The 14732-nt window shown below is 69.7% G+C and carries 13 protein-coding genes; 5 read left to right on the top strand and 8 right to left on the bottom strand.

Annotated features, from left to right (window positions below):
- The first annotated feature begins 7 nt into the window (after nucleotides 1-7).
- Nucleotides 8-967 (top strand): glutathione synthase, encoded by a 960-nt coding sequence (gene gshB / locus MFF26_RS01535; RefSeq protein ID WP_137830609.1) that lies wholly within the window; start codon nucleotides 8-10, stop codon nucleotides 965-967.
- A gap of 247 nt (nucleotides 968-1214) precedes the next feature.
- Here the strand turns inward: gshB and MFF26_RS01530 are convergent, their stop codons facing one another.
- From MFF26_RS01530 to MFF26_RS01510, 5 genes are all read right to left on the bottom strand, one after another.
- Nucleotides 1215-1373, bottom strand: a complete 159-nt coding sequence (locus MFF26_RS01530) for a hypothetical protein (protein ID WP_171015524.1) — start codon at nucleotides 1371-1373, stop codon at nucleotides 1215-1217.
- Nucleotides 1374-1923: 550 nt separating this feature from the next.
- Complete coding sequence (locus tag MFF26_RS01525; RefSeq protein WP_137830610.1) at nucleotides 1924-3495, bottom strand: cation:proton antiporter; 1572 nt, start codon at nucleotides 3493-3495, stop codon at nucleotides 1924-1926.
- A gap of 96 nt (nucleotides 3496-3591) precedes the next feature.
- Nucleotides 3592-4341, bottom strand: coding sequence for an N-acetylmuramoyl-L-alanine amidase (locus tag MFF26_RS01520; RefSeq protein ID WP_171015525.1), 750 nt, complete (start codon nucleotides 4339-4341; stop codon nucleotides 3592-3594).
- Nucleotides 4338-5063 (bottom strand): TerB family tellurite resistance protein, encoded by a 726-nt coding sequence (locus tag MFF26_RS01515; RefSeq protein WP_137830611.1) that lies wholly within the window; start codon nucleotides 5061-5063, stop codon nucleotides 4338-4340. The genes MFF26_RS01520 and MFF26_RS01515 overlap by 4 nt, the downstream gene beginning before the upstream one ends.
- Before the next feature lie 210 nt (nucleotides 5064-5273).
- Complete coding sequence (locus MFF26_RS01510) at nucleotides 5274-5543, bottom strand: YMGG-like glycine zipper-containing protein (RefSeq protein ID WP_056240730.1); 270 nt, start codon at nucleotides 5541-5543, stop codon at nucleotides 5274-5276.
- A 224-nt stretch (nucleotides 5544-5767) separates the two neighbouring features.
- Between MFF26_RS01510 and MFF26_RS01505 the strand changes: the two genes are divergently transcribed.
- Entirely contained in the window at nucleotides 5768-6409 is a 642-nt protein-coding gene (locus tag MFF26_RS01505; RefSeq protein WP_238307406.1) for an urease accessory protein UreE, read from the top strand.
- Nucleotides 6410-6416: 7 nt separating this feature from the next.
- On the top strand, nucleotides 6417-7421 hold the full coding sequence (dusA, locus tag MFF26_RS01500; RefSeq protein WP_137830626.1) for a tRNA dihydrouridine(20/20a) synthase DusA: 1005 nt from the start codon (nucleotides 6417-6419) through the stop codon (nucleotides 7419-7421).
- Between the two features lie 42 nt (nucleotides 7422-7463).
- On the opposite strand, the gene MFF26_RS01495 is transcribed toward dusA, so the two are convergent.
- The 3 genes from MFF26_RS01495 to MFF26_RS01485 form a co-directional block, all read right to left on the bottom strand.
- A complete protein-coding gene (locus tag MFF26_RS01495) occupies nucleotides 7464-9812 on the bottom strand; it encodes a putative bifunctional diguanylate cyclase/phosphodiesterase (protein WP_238307405.1) in 2349 nt (782 codons plus the stop codon).
- Between the two features lie 391 nt (nucleotides 9813-10203).
- Nucleotides 10204-10656: a response regulator gene (locus MFF26_RS01490; RefSeq protein ID WP_137830613.1), complete on the bottom strand. Its 453-nt coding sequence runs from the start codon at nucleotides 10654-10656 to the stop codon at nucleotides 10204-10206.
- Between the two features lie 31 nt (nucleotides 10657-10687).
- Nucleotides 10688-11155, bottom strand: a complete 468-nt coding sequence (locus MFF26_RS01485) for a BLUF domain-containing protein (protein ID WP_137830614.1) — start codon at nucleotides 11153-11155, stop codon at nucleotides 10688-10690.
- 235 nt (nucleotides 11156-11390) lie between these two features.
- On the opposite strand from MFF26_RS01485, the gene MFF26_RS01480 reads away from it, so the two are divergent.
- Entirely contained in the window at nucleotides 11391-12761 is a 1371-nt protein-coding gene (locus MFF26_RS01480) for a flagellar hook protein FlgE (RefSeq protein WP_137830615.1), read from the top strand.
- Nucleotides 12762-12848: 87 nt separating this feature from the next.
- Nucleotides 12849-14732, top strand: a complete 1884-nt coding sequence (flgK, locus tag MFF26_RS01475) for a flagellar hook-associated protein FlgK (protein ID WP_137830616.1) — start codon at nucleotides 12849-12851, stop codon at nucleotides 14730-14732.

Raw genomic sequence — 14732 nt, 5'->3', positions numbered from 1 at the left:
GACGAGCATGGCGTTGACCGTCGCGGTCCAGATGGACCCGATCCAGTCGATCCGCATCGCGGGCGACACGACGTTCGGCCTGATGCTGGAGGCCCAGCGGCGCGGCCATACCCTCTACACCTACACGCCCGACCGGCTCTCGCTTCAGGGGCGGCGCGTGACCGCCCATGCGGCGCCCGTGACGGTGCAGGATGTTGAGGGGGCGCACGCCACGCTGCGCCCGCCGGAGCGGATCGACCTCGCCGAGGTCGATGTGGTGCTGATGCGTCAGGACCCGCCCTTCGACATGGCCTACGTCACCGCCACCCACATGCTGGAGAAGATCGCCTCCCGCACGCTGGTGGTGAACGATCCGGCGGAAGTCCGGAACGCGCCGGAGAAGCTGTTCGTCCTCGACTTTCCCGACCTCATGCCGCCGACCTTGATCTCCCGCGACCGCGCGGAGATCGAGGCGTTCCGGGCCGAGCACGGCACCATCGCGATGAAACCGCTCCACGGCCATGGCGGTGCGGCGGTGTTCCGGGTCTCCGAGGAGGATCCGAATTTCGGCTCGATGTTCGACCTGTTCGCCGCGACCTTCCGGGAGCAATGGGTCGTGCAGCGCTTCCTCGAGAAGATCACCGAGGGCGACAAGCGCATCATCCTCGTCGAGGGCGAGCCCATGGGCGCGATCAACCGGGTGCCGGCGAAGGGCGACATCCGTTCGAACATGGTGCGTGGCGGCGCGGCCGGCGCCTCCGACCTGACGGAGCGCGAGCGCGAGATCTGCGCGATGATCGGCCCGGAGCTGCGGCGGCGCGGCCTGATCCTCGTCGGCATCGACGTGATCGACGGGCATCTCACCGAGATCAACGTCACGTCGCCGACGGGCGTGCGCACGATCAAGCGACTCGGCGGGCCGGACCTCGCGGGGCCGATCTGGGACGCCATCGAGACTCGCCTCGCGGCCCGCCGCCTCGTCGCCTGAGACGTCCGGCGGAACGCGCCCTGGGACTCGGTGCCGACCACAGCCTCTTCGAGCGCCCTTCGCTTCCCGTCGGATCGCGCCGCGTGACCACGCTCGGTCCGATGACGCGGGGCCCGCTTCCGTGCCCCCCGGTCTCGCCGCATCGGCTCTCGCGAAGCGTGCTGGCGGATTTCAGGTCCAGGATGATTCCCTCGCCTCTCGGACCGCATCGGCCCGAAAGTCGGCGTCCGCCTCTCGGGCCGATCCTCTAGCGAAAGATCGGCAAGCCGCTGCCGATCAAGGCGAGACCGAGGATCAACAATCCACCAGCGATGGATTCGGCGATCGACACGTGTTCATCGAAGCGATGGGCGATGCCGGCCAGAAAGGCTCCGGCAACGAGGCAGACGAGAGAAGCCACGATCATTCCCTCACACGCTCTCGCGGCGGGGGCGCCGTCCGAAAGGACGCTCCCGTTCGTGCGGGGTCCACCAGATCATCGGTAACATCCGTATAAAAATGAAAATTCCGAGTCGGGGCGCGGCCAGTTCCCTGCAATCCTTCCAATATCGACATCGACAATCGTAGGTCAAACAAATCTTTTTGGCCGAAATGCGTCTCATGGGTGGATGAGGATTTGACCAACTTGAAATTGTATTGTGAGATATCGAAATACTGCAATGATCATAATCTGTGTTAAGTGGCGATGTTAGCATTGAGCAATGAGACGAAACATATGTGCGGAACATGCATCCCATCGATGCAAAAATTCGATTGGATCAATCAGAAATCATCGATCCGAATACAGAACAATCTCTGATGACAGGGCGTAGTGATCGCGAGCTACGGGAGCGGTTGTCATGCTGAGCATGAGATCGTCGCGCTGCGCGCCGCCAAGACGCGCGATCCCGTCATGGCCCGCGACGACGCGCCGGCGGTGACGGATGTCCCTCCCGCGGGTCGCGCCGAAACGCCCCTCACGCCTCCGCCCGCGGCGTGGCGTTGAGTTCGGCCCAATCGAGTTCCTCTTCCAGCACGGAGAAGGCGTCGTCGCCGATCCGTCCGTCGCGGCGCATCGCCAGGATGCGATCGCGGGCGGCATGCACGGCCCGGCGGCGCGGCTCGTCGGCCGGGAGACTTTCGGGGGCGAGGCCCTCCTCATGGGCCTCGGCCTGGGCCAGCACGGCGTGGAACTCCCGGCGCAGGGCGTCGGCGGCCTCGGAGGTGTCGTTCTTCAGGGTCTCGACCGCGGCGCCGTAGGCCTCGGCCCGGGCCCGCCCGACCTCGCGCCCGACCGGATCCGCATCCTCCAGCCCGAGTCGCTGCAGCAACGGGCGCAGGGTCAGCCCTTGGAACACGAGGGTACCCAGCACGACGCAGAAGGCGGTGAGCACGATGAGGTCCCGATGGGGGAACCCGCCGCCCCCCGGCCCGCCCTCGGGCAAGGCCAGGGCGGCGGCGACGGTGACGAGACCCCGCATCCCGGCCCATGACACGGCGAAGCCCGCGCCCATTCCGAGATCGGCCCGTGCTTCATCCTTCCCCGCGCCGGGCTCCCCGAACCGCATCCGCCGGATGCCGCTGGCCGGCAGCACCCAGGCGATGCGCACGACCATCACGGTGACGAGGATGCCCGCCGCCACCAGCAGGTAGGAGAATTCCTGCGCCGCGCTCAACCGCTCCAGGATCGGCCCGATCTGGTTGCCGATCAGCACGAAGGCCAGCACGTTGAGGACGAAGATCACCGTCTCCCATACTGCGTTCGAGATCACCCGCTGGCGCGGGGCGGTCTGGTCCGGGGCGCGCCGGGCCACCGTGATCGCGAAGCTCACGACGGTGAGGACGCCGGACAGCTCGATCTCCTCGGCGGCGATCCAGAGACCGAAGGTGACGACGAACTGGAGCACGATGGTGCTCGGCGCATCGGCGAAGCGGCGCAGCACGCGCAGGTAGACGAGGGCCGCGAGCGGCCCGGCGATCAGGGCGCCGACGACGCTGAGCAGGAAGGCGGGCGCCACCTCGCCGAGCGAGAAATGGCCGGTGATCGCGGCGGCAACGCCGAGGCGATAGATCAACAGCGAGGCCGCATCGTTCAGCAGGCTCTCGCCGCGCAGGATCGTGGCGAGCCGGTGCGGCAGCGGCACATGGGCGAGCACCGTCAGGGCCGCCACCGCGTCCGGTGGAGCGACGATGGCGCCGAGAACGATCGCGGCGGGCAGCGGCATGTCCGGTACGAGCCAGATCGCCACCGCCGCGACCGCGGCCGTCGTCACCAGCACGGCGCCGATGGCGAGCCCGGCGATGGGGCGCCAGTTGCGCATCAGGTCGCGCAGGGAGGTGTCGTAGCCCGCATCCATCAGCACGGGGGCGAGGAACAGGGCGAGCGCCAGGTCCGGGTCGAGGCTGAGATTCGGCACGCCGGGCAGGAAGGCGAGGCCCGCCCCGCCGAGCGCGAGGAAGGCCGGATAGGGCGCGCCGAGGCGGCGGGCGAGGGCCGCGAGCAGCACGGCCCCGAACAGGACGCCGACGATCCAGTAGAACACGAACATGGGAGGCCGGCAGATAGGGCGGCCCCGGCGGCGCCGCGGCGGTGGCGACGAAACGCCGCCCGATCCTCTTTCTTTCCCGCTTCCCTCCCGAACCCGTCAGGCCGGCAGGGCAGCGATCAGGTCGCGCAGGGTCGTGATGGTCGAGGAATCGGCGACGCCATCCACGCGGGCGGGGCGGAAATGGCGCTGGAAGGCGGTGACGACCGCGCGCATTCCCTCGTCGAACCGGCCGGTCACCGGCTGGTCGTAGCCGTAGAGGGCGAACATCGCCTGGAGCGCCGCGATCGGCTCGCCCGCCTCGCCCATGGCGAAGAAACGTCCGTCGCGGATCGGGGCCGGCGCCACCCAATGGCCGATCCCGGCCGCCGCGAGGCGATCCCAGGGGAAATTCTCGCCGGGATCCTCCTTGCGGGCGGGCGCCACGTCGGAATGGGCCAGCACCCGCGCCGCCGGGATCGGATGGCGGGCGAGGATGTCGGCGCAGAGGGCGGTCACGGCCGCGATCTGCACCTCCGGATAGGGCGGCAGGCCGCCGTCATGGCCCGGATGGACGATCTCGATTCCGACGGAGCGGGAATTGATGTCGCCGATCCCCGCCCAGGACGCCCGCCCGGCATGCCAAGCCCGCTCGGCCTCCGGCACGAGTTGCACCACGCACCCGTCCTCGAAGACGAGGTAATGGGCCGAGACCTCCGCCTCCGGGTCGCGCAGGCGCGCGAGCGCGCCCTCGGCCGTCGGCATGCCCGTGTAGTGCAGGATCAGCATGTCGATCCCCGCGGCGATCCGCGGGCCGCGATTGGGCGAGGGCAGGACCTCGGCGGCGGGGGCGTCGGCGGGAAAGGTCACCGCAGGCCCCGCTCGGCACCGATCCGGTCCCAGGCCGCGTTGATCGCCGCGAGCCGTCGCGTCGCGATCGCCACCGCCTCGGGCGGCAGGCCGCGGGCGAGCGCCCGGTCCGGATGAGTCTCGGCGACGAGACGCCGGTACTGCGCCTTGAGAGTCGCGTCATCCGCGGATCGCTCCAGGCCGAGGACGAGATAGGGGTCGTCGGACAGCCGGACATGGCGCGCGGCGATGCGACGGAAGCCGTCCTCGTCGAAGCCGAAGATGCCCGCGACCGCGCGCAGATAGCGCTCCTCCTTTTCGTGGATCGCTCCATCGGCCTTGGCGATGTGGAACAGGCCGTCGAGGACGTCCTCCAGAAGCGCGGGCTCCTCGCCGAAGGTCGTGGCAAGCTGGCCGGCATAGGCCTCGAACCCATCGGTCGTCGCCTTGGCGAGGTCGAACAGGCGCTCGACGCCGGCCCGCGCCTCGGGCTCGACCTGAATCACCTGACCGAAGGCCTGAACCTCCGAATCGGTCACGACGCCGTCGGATTTCGCCATCTTGGCGGCGAGCGCGACGAGGCCGGTGGTGAACACCACGTCCCGCGGCGTCGGCCCGAACGGCGCGCCCTCGCGATCCACGAGGAAATGACCGGCCACGCCACCCACGAGCGCGCCGATCGGCCCGCCGACCAGCACGCCGAGCCCGGCTCCGCCGATCTTGCCCCAGATGCCTGCGCTCATCGGCCGGCCTCGTCACCGGGCGTTGGGAAGATAGCGGGACGGGGCACGGGCGGTCGGACGCTCCTCGGGGATCGGTCGCCGGAGTGTAACGCCGCAAAGCGGCCCGCGGTGCAAGCCCAGGGGAACGAGCCTATCCGGAACAAGGCTGCACGAAACAGGAAGGGCCGGGGCTCCTCGCCCCGGCCCCTCCCATCATGTCCGGTGTCGCGATCAGCGGCAGTAGACGTTGCCGAACTCGTCGCGGTAGGTGCCGTAGGGGCAGCGCGGCGCCGTGGCGGCACCGGCGATGGCGCCGCCCGCGCCACCGATCGCGGCGCCGGCGAGCGCGCCGCCGGCCCGGCCCGTGGCGAGGCCGCCCACCGCGGCGCCGAGGCCAGCGCCGAGCACACCGCCGCCGAGCGCGCGATCCTGAGGCGTGTTGCAGGCGCCGAGCGAGAGGGCGAGGCTGCCGGCGAGCGCGGCGGCGATCAAGGTCTTCATGGTCGTGCAACTCCCTTGTGCATCGGCGCTCCGGCCTCGTCGCGGGACGACCCCGCCGGGCACCGGTGGTCTCACAGCACCGGCAGACGAAACGGCCAAGATTGCGGCTGGTTCGCGCCGGGACATGACATTTCGGCCCGCGCCTGCCATCTGATGCGCACCTGTTGCAAAAACGTCGGTCTGCGCCGTCCGCGCCCGCCGCCGTTCCTTCGACCGAGGATGCCATGCCCACAGCCCGTCAGATCGTCCGCAAGGCCGCCGTCCGGCCCGATCAGGTCGTCGACACGGTCACCCTCGATCACGCGGCCCGCGCGCAGGGCCATGCCCATTTCCACACGGCGGGCGGGCTTTGCATCGATCTGGCCCTGGAGCGGGCCTCGGGCCTGGAGGATGGTGATGCGCTGCGCCTGGAGGACGGGCGGCTCGTCGGCGTGCTCGCCGCCGAGGAGGCGCTCCTCGAAGTGCGCGCGGGCAGCCCGGCCCGGCTCCTGCGCCTCGCCTGGCAGCTCGGCGGCAGCCACGTCCCGGCCGAGGTCGGCGCCGAGGTGCTCTACGTGCCGGCGAGCGCGGCGGAGCTGGTGCGCGGCTCCGGCTGCGCCGCCGAGCCGGTGTCGCGGGCCTTCCGCCCCGAGAAGGCCGCCCACGACCACAGCACCTGCGGCCACGATCATTCGCACGATCATGGACACGACCACGGGCACCATCATCACGCCGAAAAGCATGATCATGGGCACGATCACGCACATGACCACGGGCATGACCACGGTCACGCGCATTCCCATGATCATTCGCACGACCATGATCACTCCCATGACCACGCGCACGGGCATGACCACGATCACGACCGACACGGCCACCGGCACTGATCCGCGCATGATCGCGCAGGATCTCCGCTTCTCCGTCGCCCCGATGATGGATTGGACCGACCGGCAATGCCGGGCGTTCCACCGGGTCCTCTCGCGTCGCGCCCGGCTCTACACCGAGATGGTGACCACCGGGGCGGTGCTGCACGGGGATCGCGAGCGGCTGCTCGGCTTCGACGCGGTCGAGCAACCGGTGGCGGTGCAGCTGGGGGGCTCCGATCCGGGCGATCTCGCCCGCGCCGCGCGGATCGCGGAGGCGTTCGGCTATGCCGAGGTCAATCTCAATGTCGGCTGCCCGTCGGACCGGGTGCAGGATGGCCGCTTCGGGGCCTGCCTGATGCGCGAACCGGCGCTGGTCGGCGATTGCGTGGCGGCGATGAAGGCCGCCGTCTCCGTGCCGGTGACGGTGAAGTGCCGCCTCGGGGTCGATGATCAGGACACGGAGGAGGCCCTCGACGCCCTGGCCGGGGCGGTCGTGGCGGCGGGGGTCGACGGGCTGATCGTGCATGCGCGGAAGGCTTGGCTGAAGGGCCTGTCGCCGCGGGAGAACCGCGACGTGCCACCCCTCGATTACGGGCGGGTCGCGCGCCTCAAGGCGACCCGGCCCGATCTGCCGATCGCGATCAATGGCGGCGTCCGAACGATCGGGGACGCCTGCGACCGGCTGGCCGAAGTCGATGGGGTGATGATCGGGCGCGCCGCCTATACCGAGCCGGCGCTCCTGCTCGAGGTCGATCCCGAGATCTTCGGCGAGCCCGCGCCCGTTCCCGATGCCTTCGCGGCGGTCGAGGCGCTGGCGCCGACGATCCACGATGCCCTCGCGCGCGGGATGCGGCTCCACGCCTTCACCCGCCACATGCTCGGCCTGTTCAACGGGCGGCCCGGCGCGCGGGCCTTTCGCCGGCACCTCGCCACGGCCGGGATGGCGCCGGATGCCGACCTCTCGACGCTGCGCGCGGCGGTGGCGAAGGTGTCGCGCGAGCGTCCGCCGGCCCGGGCGGCCGAGGCCGCGTAACGGCCGTCCGGCGCCGGGCCGTGCGCCCCGCCGGGCAGACCCTCAGGCCGCGCGGCGCCCGCCGCCGTTCCAGGTTTCCAGCAGGGCGGGCACCTCGGAGGCGGGCACCGGCGGGCTGAACAGGTAGCCCTGCGCCTCGTTGCAGCCCTCCTCGCGCAGGCGGGCGAGCTGCTCGGGGGTTTCGACGCCCTCCGCCGTCGTGATCATGCCGAGGCTGGAGGCGAGGCTGATGACCGCCCGCACGATGAAGCCGGAGCCGGGCTCGGCCATGAGATCGCGGGTGAAGCAGCGATCGACCTTCATCTTGTCGAAGGGGAAGCTGCGCAGGTAGCTCAGCGACGAGTAGCCCGTGCCGAAATCGTCCATGGCGATGCGGGTGCCCAGGCCCCGCAGCCCGTGCAGGATCGCGACCGTGGCGTTGCCGTTCACCAGCAGCACGCCCTCGGTGATTTCGAGTTCGAGGCGATGGGCGGGCAGATGGCTCTCGGCCAGGGCGTCCCGCACCATGGTGATGAGCCCGACGGAGGTGAACTGCGCCGCCGAGACGTTCACGGCGAGCTTGAGGTCGTCCGGCCAGCCCGCCGCCTCGCGGCAGGCGCGGCGCAGAACCCATTCGCCCAACGGCACGATCAGGCCGATCTCCTCGGCGAGCGGCACGAATTCGGTGGGCGAGACCCGGCCGCGCAGGGGATGATTCCAGCGCAAAAGCGCCTCGAAGCCGCAGATGCGCTCGGCCGTCAGATCGTAGATCGGCTGGTAGTGCAGATCGAAGGCCTCCGCCTCGAAGGCGGCGCGCAGGTCGAGTTCCAGGGCGCGCCGGGCCTGGAGGCGGGCATCCATCTCGGCCTCGAAGAAGCGGTAGATGCCGCGCCCATCCGCCTTGGCGCGATAGAGCGCGACGTCGGCGCATTGCATCAGCCGGTCCGGCTCAAGCCCGTCGCCGGGGGCGAGGGCGATGCCGATGCTCACGCCGACCGTGACGGCGTGGTGCGTCAGGGTATAGGGCGCGCTCACCACCTCGATGATCCGACGGGCCAGGGTTCCGGCTTCCGCCGCGCTTTCGACGCAGGCCTGAATGATCGCGAACTCGTCGCCGCCGAGCCGTGCCACCGTGTCGACGTCGCGCAGGCAGGCCCGGAGGCGGTGCGTCACCGCCCGCAGCAACTCGTCGCCGACCCCGTGGCCGAGGGTGTCGTTGACCTGCTTGAAGTTGTCGAGGTCGAGGCACAACACCGCGAAGCCGGTGTTGCGGCGGGCAAGGGTGATGGCGCCCTCGATCCGCTCCCGCAGGAGCAGGCGGTTGGGCAGGTCCGTCAGGGCATCGTGCCGCGCCATATGCGCGATGCGGGCCTCCGACTGCCATCGCTCGGTCACGTCCTCGTAGAACGACGCGCTGCCGCCGCAGGGCAGGGGATGCGACTCGATGGCGACGACGCGCCCATCGGCGAGGCGCTGGATCCGGGCGGACATGGAATCGGCCCGCATCGCCCCATCCTCCTCGGCGAAGGCTCCGTTCGGGAGTCGGTCCGGATGAGCGCCCGCCGCCGCGTTGCGGGACAAGACCTCGGTGGGGGCCATCCCCTCGATGATGCTGCCGGGCGGCAGGCGGAAAATCTCGTGGTAGCGCCGGTTCACGGCCAGCAGCCGGTACGCGGCGTCGTAGAGCAGGAAGCCCTGGGGCATGGTGTCGAGGGCCGTCTCGATCCGGTAGAGGCGCTCGCTCAATTCCGCCTCGCGCCGCGTCAGGGCGGTGACGTCGAACAGCAGGGTCAGCCTGCCGCCATCGGCGACGGGCACGTGCTCGGCCCGGAACCGTCGTCCGTCCCCCGTCAGCGCCTCCTCGTCGCGTCCCCCGTATCCCGAACCGGCCAGGACCGTGCCGGCGGGTGCCGCCCAGGCCAAGCGCCCGTCGGCGTCGGTCAGCCGCATGGGGATGGTTGCGCCGGCGGCGAGCGCCGCACCGATCCGGGTCTCGGGGGCGGAACGGAGGGCGGCGAGCTGCCCGGCCAAGTCGTCATAGGCCGTCCGCAGGCCGGCGATCCGTGCGAGCAGGGCATCGAACTCGGCGAGGCCGGTCCCCTCGGTGGAGACATCCGCGGCGGCAAGGCGTCCGGCGATGGCGGCGCTGTCGGCGAGGCTCCGGGCCAGGCGGGCCAGGATCACGATGACGAGACCGAGCGCCACCGCTGCGGCTAGGCCGACGATCGCGCTCCCGAGGACGGGGCCGAGCTGCGCTCCCAGGGCGGTCGTCACGAGGGCAGTCGCGGCGAGGGCGACGACGATCAGGCCGATCCGGAAGCCGGCCTGCGCGATGCGCGCGCGGATCGTTGCCGATCCGGGTCGAGCGGCATCGGCCCGCGTCCCAACCCGATCCTCCATGGGAGGCCGCACGACCCTTTCGGCACGCTGTTCGGCAGGCGATCGCATGATGGTCAGGGGCCGGCTCCTTCCAGGGGCCAGAATGCGCGCGCTGACGTTAAGAGGGTATCACAAAATGCCCGTTGAAGTCGTTTTTATCCCGGCGATTGCCGCAAAACGAGCGTTTTGCCGGGGCGGCGGGGGAGGCGTCCGGGAGAGCGCCCGCGATCAGGGCACGCCTCGCGCCGATTCGGGACGGGGATCGCGGCCTTCCGTCGGGGCCTGCCCACGTGATTCGGCTTTGCAACCTTGGGACGTGTCTGCCCCGCATCCGCGCTCCGGGCGGTGAGGCGGATCCTCAAAGCGCGGGCGGATCGGTGCCCGGCGCGCCGCCGACGCGGTGTGGCGCCGGACGATTCGACTCTCAGAACTTGCCGAGCAGCGGGAAGTCCTGGCTGAGCGTCGATTCCGTGGGCAGCGGCGCGTCGCGGCGGCGGGGCTTGCGGTTCAGCACCTGCTTCAGCTTGGTCTTGAGCAGATTGATGTCGAACGGCTTGAGGATGAAGGCGTCGGCGCCGGCCACGTGGGCGAGGTTGATGTCCTCGAAGTCGAACGAGGTCTCGGTGAGGATGAAGGGCGTGTTCATCAGCGCATCGTCCGCCCGGATCTCGCGCAGGAGCTGCAGCCCGTCCATCGGCTCCATGTTCAGATCCGAGATCACCAGAGCGTAGCGCCGCCCGCGCAGGCGCTCGAGCGCCTCGGGACCGTCGGTCACACCCTCCACCTCGGGGAAGCCGAGGCGCGTCATCAACTCGATGACCAGCCGCATCAGCTTGGGCTGGTCGTCGACGATCAGGATGGGAAGCGTGTCGCTCATGGATTCGGGGGGCCCTTCGGAGGCGTCTGCCTCACACGAACAGGTGGTCGATGCCCTGCTTGGCCATCGACTCGGCCTGGAGGGTGACGGCGAGGCCGTGGATGACGGCCCCCTTCGGCGTGCCCCGCTGGAGCATGGGCAGCAGACCGGACTTGGCGAAATGCACCTCGTTCGCCGCCGAGCGCGTCACCGTGGTGAACGAGGTGACGAATTCGCGTTTGGAGATCTCGCGCCACTCGACGATCTGAACGTCGCGATGGCGGTTGTCGCTGGCGATGCGCTGGAACGTCTCGTGGACCGAGAGCCGCTCACCCTCGATCACCTGGACGGCGAACGGGCCGTCGATGACGAGGAAGCTCGTGATGACGGCGAACTCGTTCTTCTTCTGAGCCTGCCGGGTGATCTCGCCGATCTGCTTGGTGCGAGCAGCGGGATCGGCCGAAAGGTTCAGACGTGAGAAGTAGATCAGGTGGACGAGGCTCGTCCGCTTGCTTTTCATCTGTCTCGTCCGAGCGATCCCGACCGGAAGGATAGCGCGCTCCCCATAACGGGGCGTAAACGGCATTTCGGCCCGGCAGGTTCTGCCGGGCCGAAATGTCGGCTTGGTCCGAATTTGCCGGGTATTCGATCGAACGCTCTAACGAAATCAATACCTTGGGCATGGCATGGCGGTTGCTGAACCGGTGTTCCAGGAGACGGCCGCCCCGAGCGGTTCTTTCGGAGAAGCCAGGGCCATGGACATCTTTACCGCGCTGCAGACAGCGGTTTCAGGCTTGAAGGCGCAGGCCTTCTCCCTCGACAACATCTCCGGCAACATCGCGAATTCGCAGACCACCGGCTACAAGCGGATCGATACCAGCTTCGTCGATCTCATCGCCGAGCAGGATCCCAAGCATCAGGTCTCCGGCTCGGTCTCGGCCTATTCCGAGATGACCAACTCGATCCAGGGCTCCCTGAAGGAGACCGGCGTCGCGACCAACATGGCGCTCAACGGGGACGGCTTCTTCGTTGTCCAGAAGAAGACCACCGATTCCGGCGGGGCGACGAACTTCTCCGCGTCGAACCTCTTCACCCGCCGCGGCGATTTCGCCCAGGATAAGGACGGCTACCTCGTCAACGGAGCGGGCTCCTATCTCAGCGGCGCGAGTCTCGATCCGGCCACCGGCCAGACGATCTCGGACGGCCCGATCCGGATCTCGAACGGGCTTCTGCCGGCCAAGGCCACGGCGACGATCGCCTACGCGGCCAACCTCCCTCGGACGCCGACCACCACCCAAGCCAAGATCAATGACGGCCTCCTGCCGGCCTTCGCCGCGGATCGGGATGCGCGGGTGCTCTCCGGCACCGGAACCGGCAAGGTCGACGCCTCCGATGCCCAGACCCTGATCGACAACAGCATCGGCGGCCCCGAACTCACCGTCTATACCGCCGCGGGCGCGCCGGTGAGCCTGAAGACCCGGTGGGCCAAGGTCGCCAATGCGAGCGGCGACACGAAGGACACCTGGAACCTGTTCTACGCCGACAAGCCGGGCGTCTCGGGCAGCCAGACCGGCTGGACCAATCTGGGTCAGGCCTTCCAGTTCGGCGCCAGCGGGCAGCTCTCTGCTCCGACCGGCGGCACCCTGACGATCCCGGACCTCACCATCGACAATACCCCGGTCGCCTCGCTGACCCTCGATCTCAGCGGCGGCCTGACCCAGTACGCCTCGTCCGGCGGCACGGCGACGACCAGCACTCTGAAGCAGGACGGCTACGCCTCCGGCTCGCTCAACGTGGTCGAGGTCGGCGAGGATGGAGTGATCCGCGGCACCTACTCGAACGGCAGGACGCTCGATCTCGCCCGGGTCCAGGTGGTGCAGTTCACCAATCCCGACGGACTGAAGGCCGACTCGCTCGGCAACTACCAGCAGACGACGTCCTCGGGCGAGCCCCTCGTCGGGTTGCGCAACAGCACGGTGGTGGGCGCCAATGTCGAGCAATCGAACACCGACGTCGCCGCGGAATTCTCCAAGATGATCATCACCCAGCAGGCCTATTCGGCCAACACCCGGGTGATGTCGACCGCGCAGAGCATGCTCTCGGATCTGATCAACGTCATTCGCTGAGGCGGCTTTCTCCGCCTCGGCGGCGGAGATCGCCGCGCCCGGTTGACCGACCGGACGCGGCATCGGGCATGAAGAGGGAGGGCGGCCTTGGCCTTTGACGCGTTCACGACGGCAACGGCGGGCCTGCGCCTGACGCAGTCTCAGATCGGGGTCGTCTCCCAGAACATCGCCAATGTCGGCACCGTCGGCTACGTCCGGCGCAGCCTTTCGCCGATCACCACGGGGCCGGGCAATTCGGGCGTGGCCTCCGGCACCATCACCCGGGCGATCGACGCGGCGGCGCTCAAGCAGCTGCGGTCCGAGACGTCGGGGGCGGCCTACACCTCGACGATGTCGGGCATCCGCACGCAACTCGACGCGCTCTACGGCCGGCCGGGCGATCCGTCCGCCCTCGACGGCATGTTCAACAGCTTCACCCTCTCGCTGCAATCGCTCGCCGCCAACCCGACCTCGACGGCGGCCCGCAGCACCGTGATCTCGGCGGCGTCCGGCCTCGCCTCGACCATCGGGACGGCCGCCAACGGCGTGCAGGCTCTGCGCTCGGGCCTCGAGGCGCAGCTTGCCACCGATACGAAGGACGCCAGCAATCTGCTCGCGCAACTCGCCAAGCTCAACGTACGCCTCGGCACCACGCCGGAGAGCGATGCGGCCCGCCCCGAACTCGAGGACCAGCGTGATCAGGCGCTGAACAGCCTGTCGGCCCTGATGGACATCAACGCGGTGACCCAGAACGACGGCAGCGTCAGCGTGCTGACGGGGTCGGGCGTGACCCTGGTCGATCACGAGAACGCCGCGACCCTGAGCTTCTCCGGCCGAGGCACGCTCGCGGCGGGGGCGCTCTACTCGAACGATCCGAGCGAGAGCGGGGTCGGCACCATCGTCGCGACGACCCCGGGAGGCGGCAAGATCGACCTGATCGATTCGGGCGCGATCCGCTCCGGCTCGATCGCGGCGGCGGTCGAGCTGCGCGACACCGTGCTGCCCCAGGCCCAGCGCCAGCTCGACGATCTCGCCGCAGGCCTCGCCCGATCGATGTCGGACCGCGTCGCCACCGGCTCGAAGCCCGCCGACGGCACGGCGGGGGCCCTCGACATCGACCTGACCGGCCTGTCCTCGGGCAACGCGATCACCCTGACGGTGCAGGACGGCGGCACGCAGCGCAACATCATCCTGATGCCGTTCTCCGGCACCCCGCCGGCCTCGGTTCCGGCGGCGGGGACGGAGGATTCCGAGGCGACCGTGATCCCGTTCCGGCTGCCCGGCAGCGGAGCCGGCGCCCCCGCGACCATGGCTGCGGCCATCGGTCAGGCTCTGTCGGGGGGCGGCTACGCGGTCTCGGCGGCGCCGGGCGGTGCCAGCGGAGCGGTGCGCATCGTCGCCAGCGGCAGCGCGAGCCTGATCGCCGCCTCGGCCAGCGTGACGCAGGTCAGCTCGGCGGCCGATATCAACAGCGGCAAGACCCAGATCCCGCTCTTCGTCGACGGCAAGGCCGGAACCCTGTTCACCGGTTCGTTCGAGGGGGGATCGCAGCTCACGGGCTTCGCCCAGCGCATCAGCATCAATCCGGCGGTCGCGGGTAACGCCGCCGCCCTCGTCGGCATCACCGGCACGGGCACGAGCACGGGGGACGCGACCCGGCCGCAGGCGCTCTACGACGCCGTGACGACGACGCGGCGCACCTTCTCCTCGGCGAGCGGAATCGGCGGCATCGACGCGCCCACCACCTCCAGCGTGGCGACCTTCGTGCAGGACGTGATCGCGATGCAGGGCTCGGCCGCCGCCGCCGCCCAGGATCTCGACGAGGGTCAGAGCATCGCCCTCTCGACCGCGCAGGGACGCTTCGCCTCGACCTCCGGCGTCAGCATCGATCAGGAGATGTCGAACCTGATCGCGCTGCAGCAGGCCTACACGGCCAATGCCCGCGTGCTCACCGCCGCCCGCGACATGCTCGACACCCTGATGCGGATCTGA

Source organism: Methylorubrum suomiense (assembly GCF_022179765.1).
Classification (GTDB): Bacteria; Pseudomonadota; Alphaproteobacteria; order Rhizobiales; family Beijerinckiaceae; genus Methylobacterium; species Methylobacterium suomiense.
Note: the sequence above shows the minus strand (reverse complement) of the source record. Positions and strands in the feature narration are given on the sequence as shown.

Bases quoted from the DNA above. Each gene is read 5' to 3' on its own strand.
- MFF26_RS01515 (WP_137830611.1), bottom strand. From the start codon at position 5,063: ATGAGCGCAGGCATCTGGGGCAAGATCGGCGGAGCCGGGCTCGGCGTG.
- dusA (WP_137830626.1), top strand. From the start codon at position 6,417: ATGATCGCGCAGGATCTCCGCTTCTCCGTCGCCCCGATGATGGATTGG.
- MFF26_RS01490 (WP_137830613.1), bottom strand. From the start codon at position 10,656: ATGAGCGACACGCTTCCCATCCTGATCGTCGACGACCAGCCCAAGCTG.
- MFF26_RS01530 (WP_171015524.1), bottom strand. From the start codon at position 1,373: ATGATCGTGGCTTCTCTCGTCTGCCTCGTTGCCGGAGCCTTTCTGGCC.
- MFF26_RS01510 (WP_056240730.1), bottom strand. From the start codon at position 5,543: ATGAAGACCTTGATCGCCGCCGCGCTCGCCGGCAGCCTCGCCCTCTCG.
- MFF26_RS01480 (WP_137830615.1), top strand. From the start codon at position 11,391: ATGGACATCTTTACCGCGCTGCAGACAGCGGTTTCAGGCTTGAAGGCG.
- MFF26_RS01485 (WP_137830614.1), bottom strand. From the start codon at position 11,155: ATGAAAAGCAAGCGGACGAGCCTCGTCCACCTGATCTACTTCTCACGT.
- MFF26_RS01505 (WP_238307406.1), top strand. From the start codon at position 5,768: ATGCCCACAGCCCGTCAGATCGTCCGCAAGGCCGCCGTCCGGCCCGAT.
- gshB (WP_137830609.1), top strand. From the start codon at position 8: ATGGCGTTGACCGTCGCGGTCCAGATGGACCCGATCCAGTCGATCCGC.
- MFF26_RS01525 (WP_137830610.1), bottom strand. From the start codon at position 3,495: ATGTTCGTGTTCTACTGGATCGTCGGCGTCCTGTTCGGGGCCGTGCTG.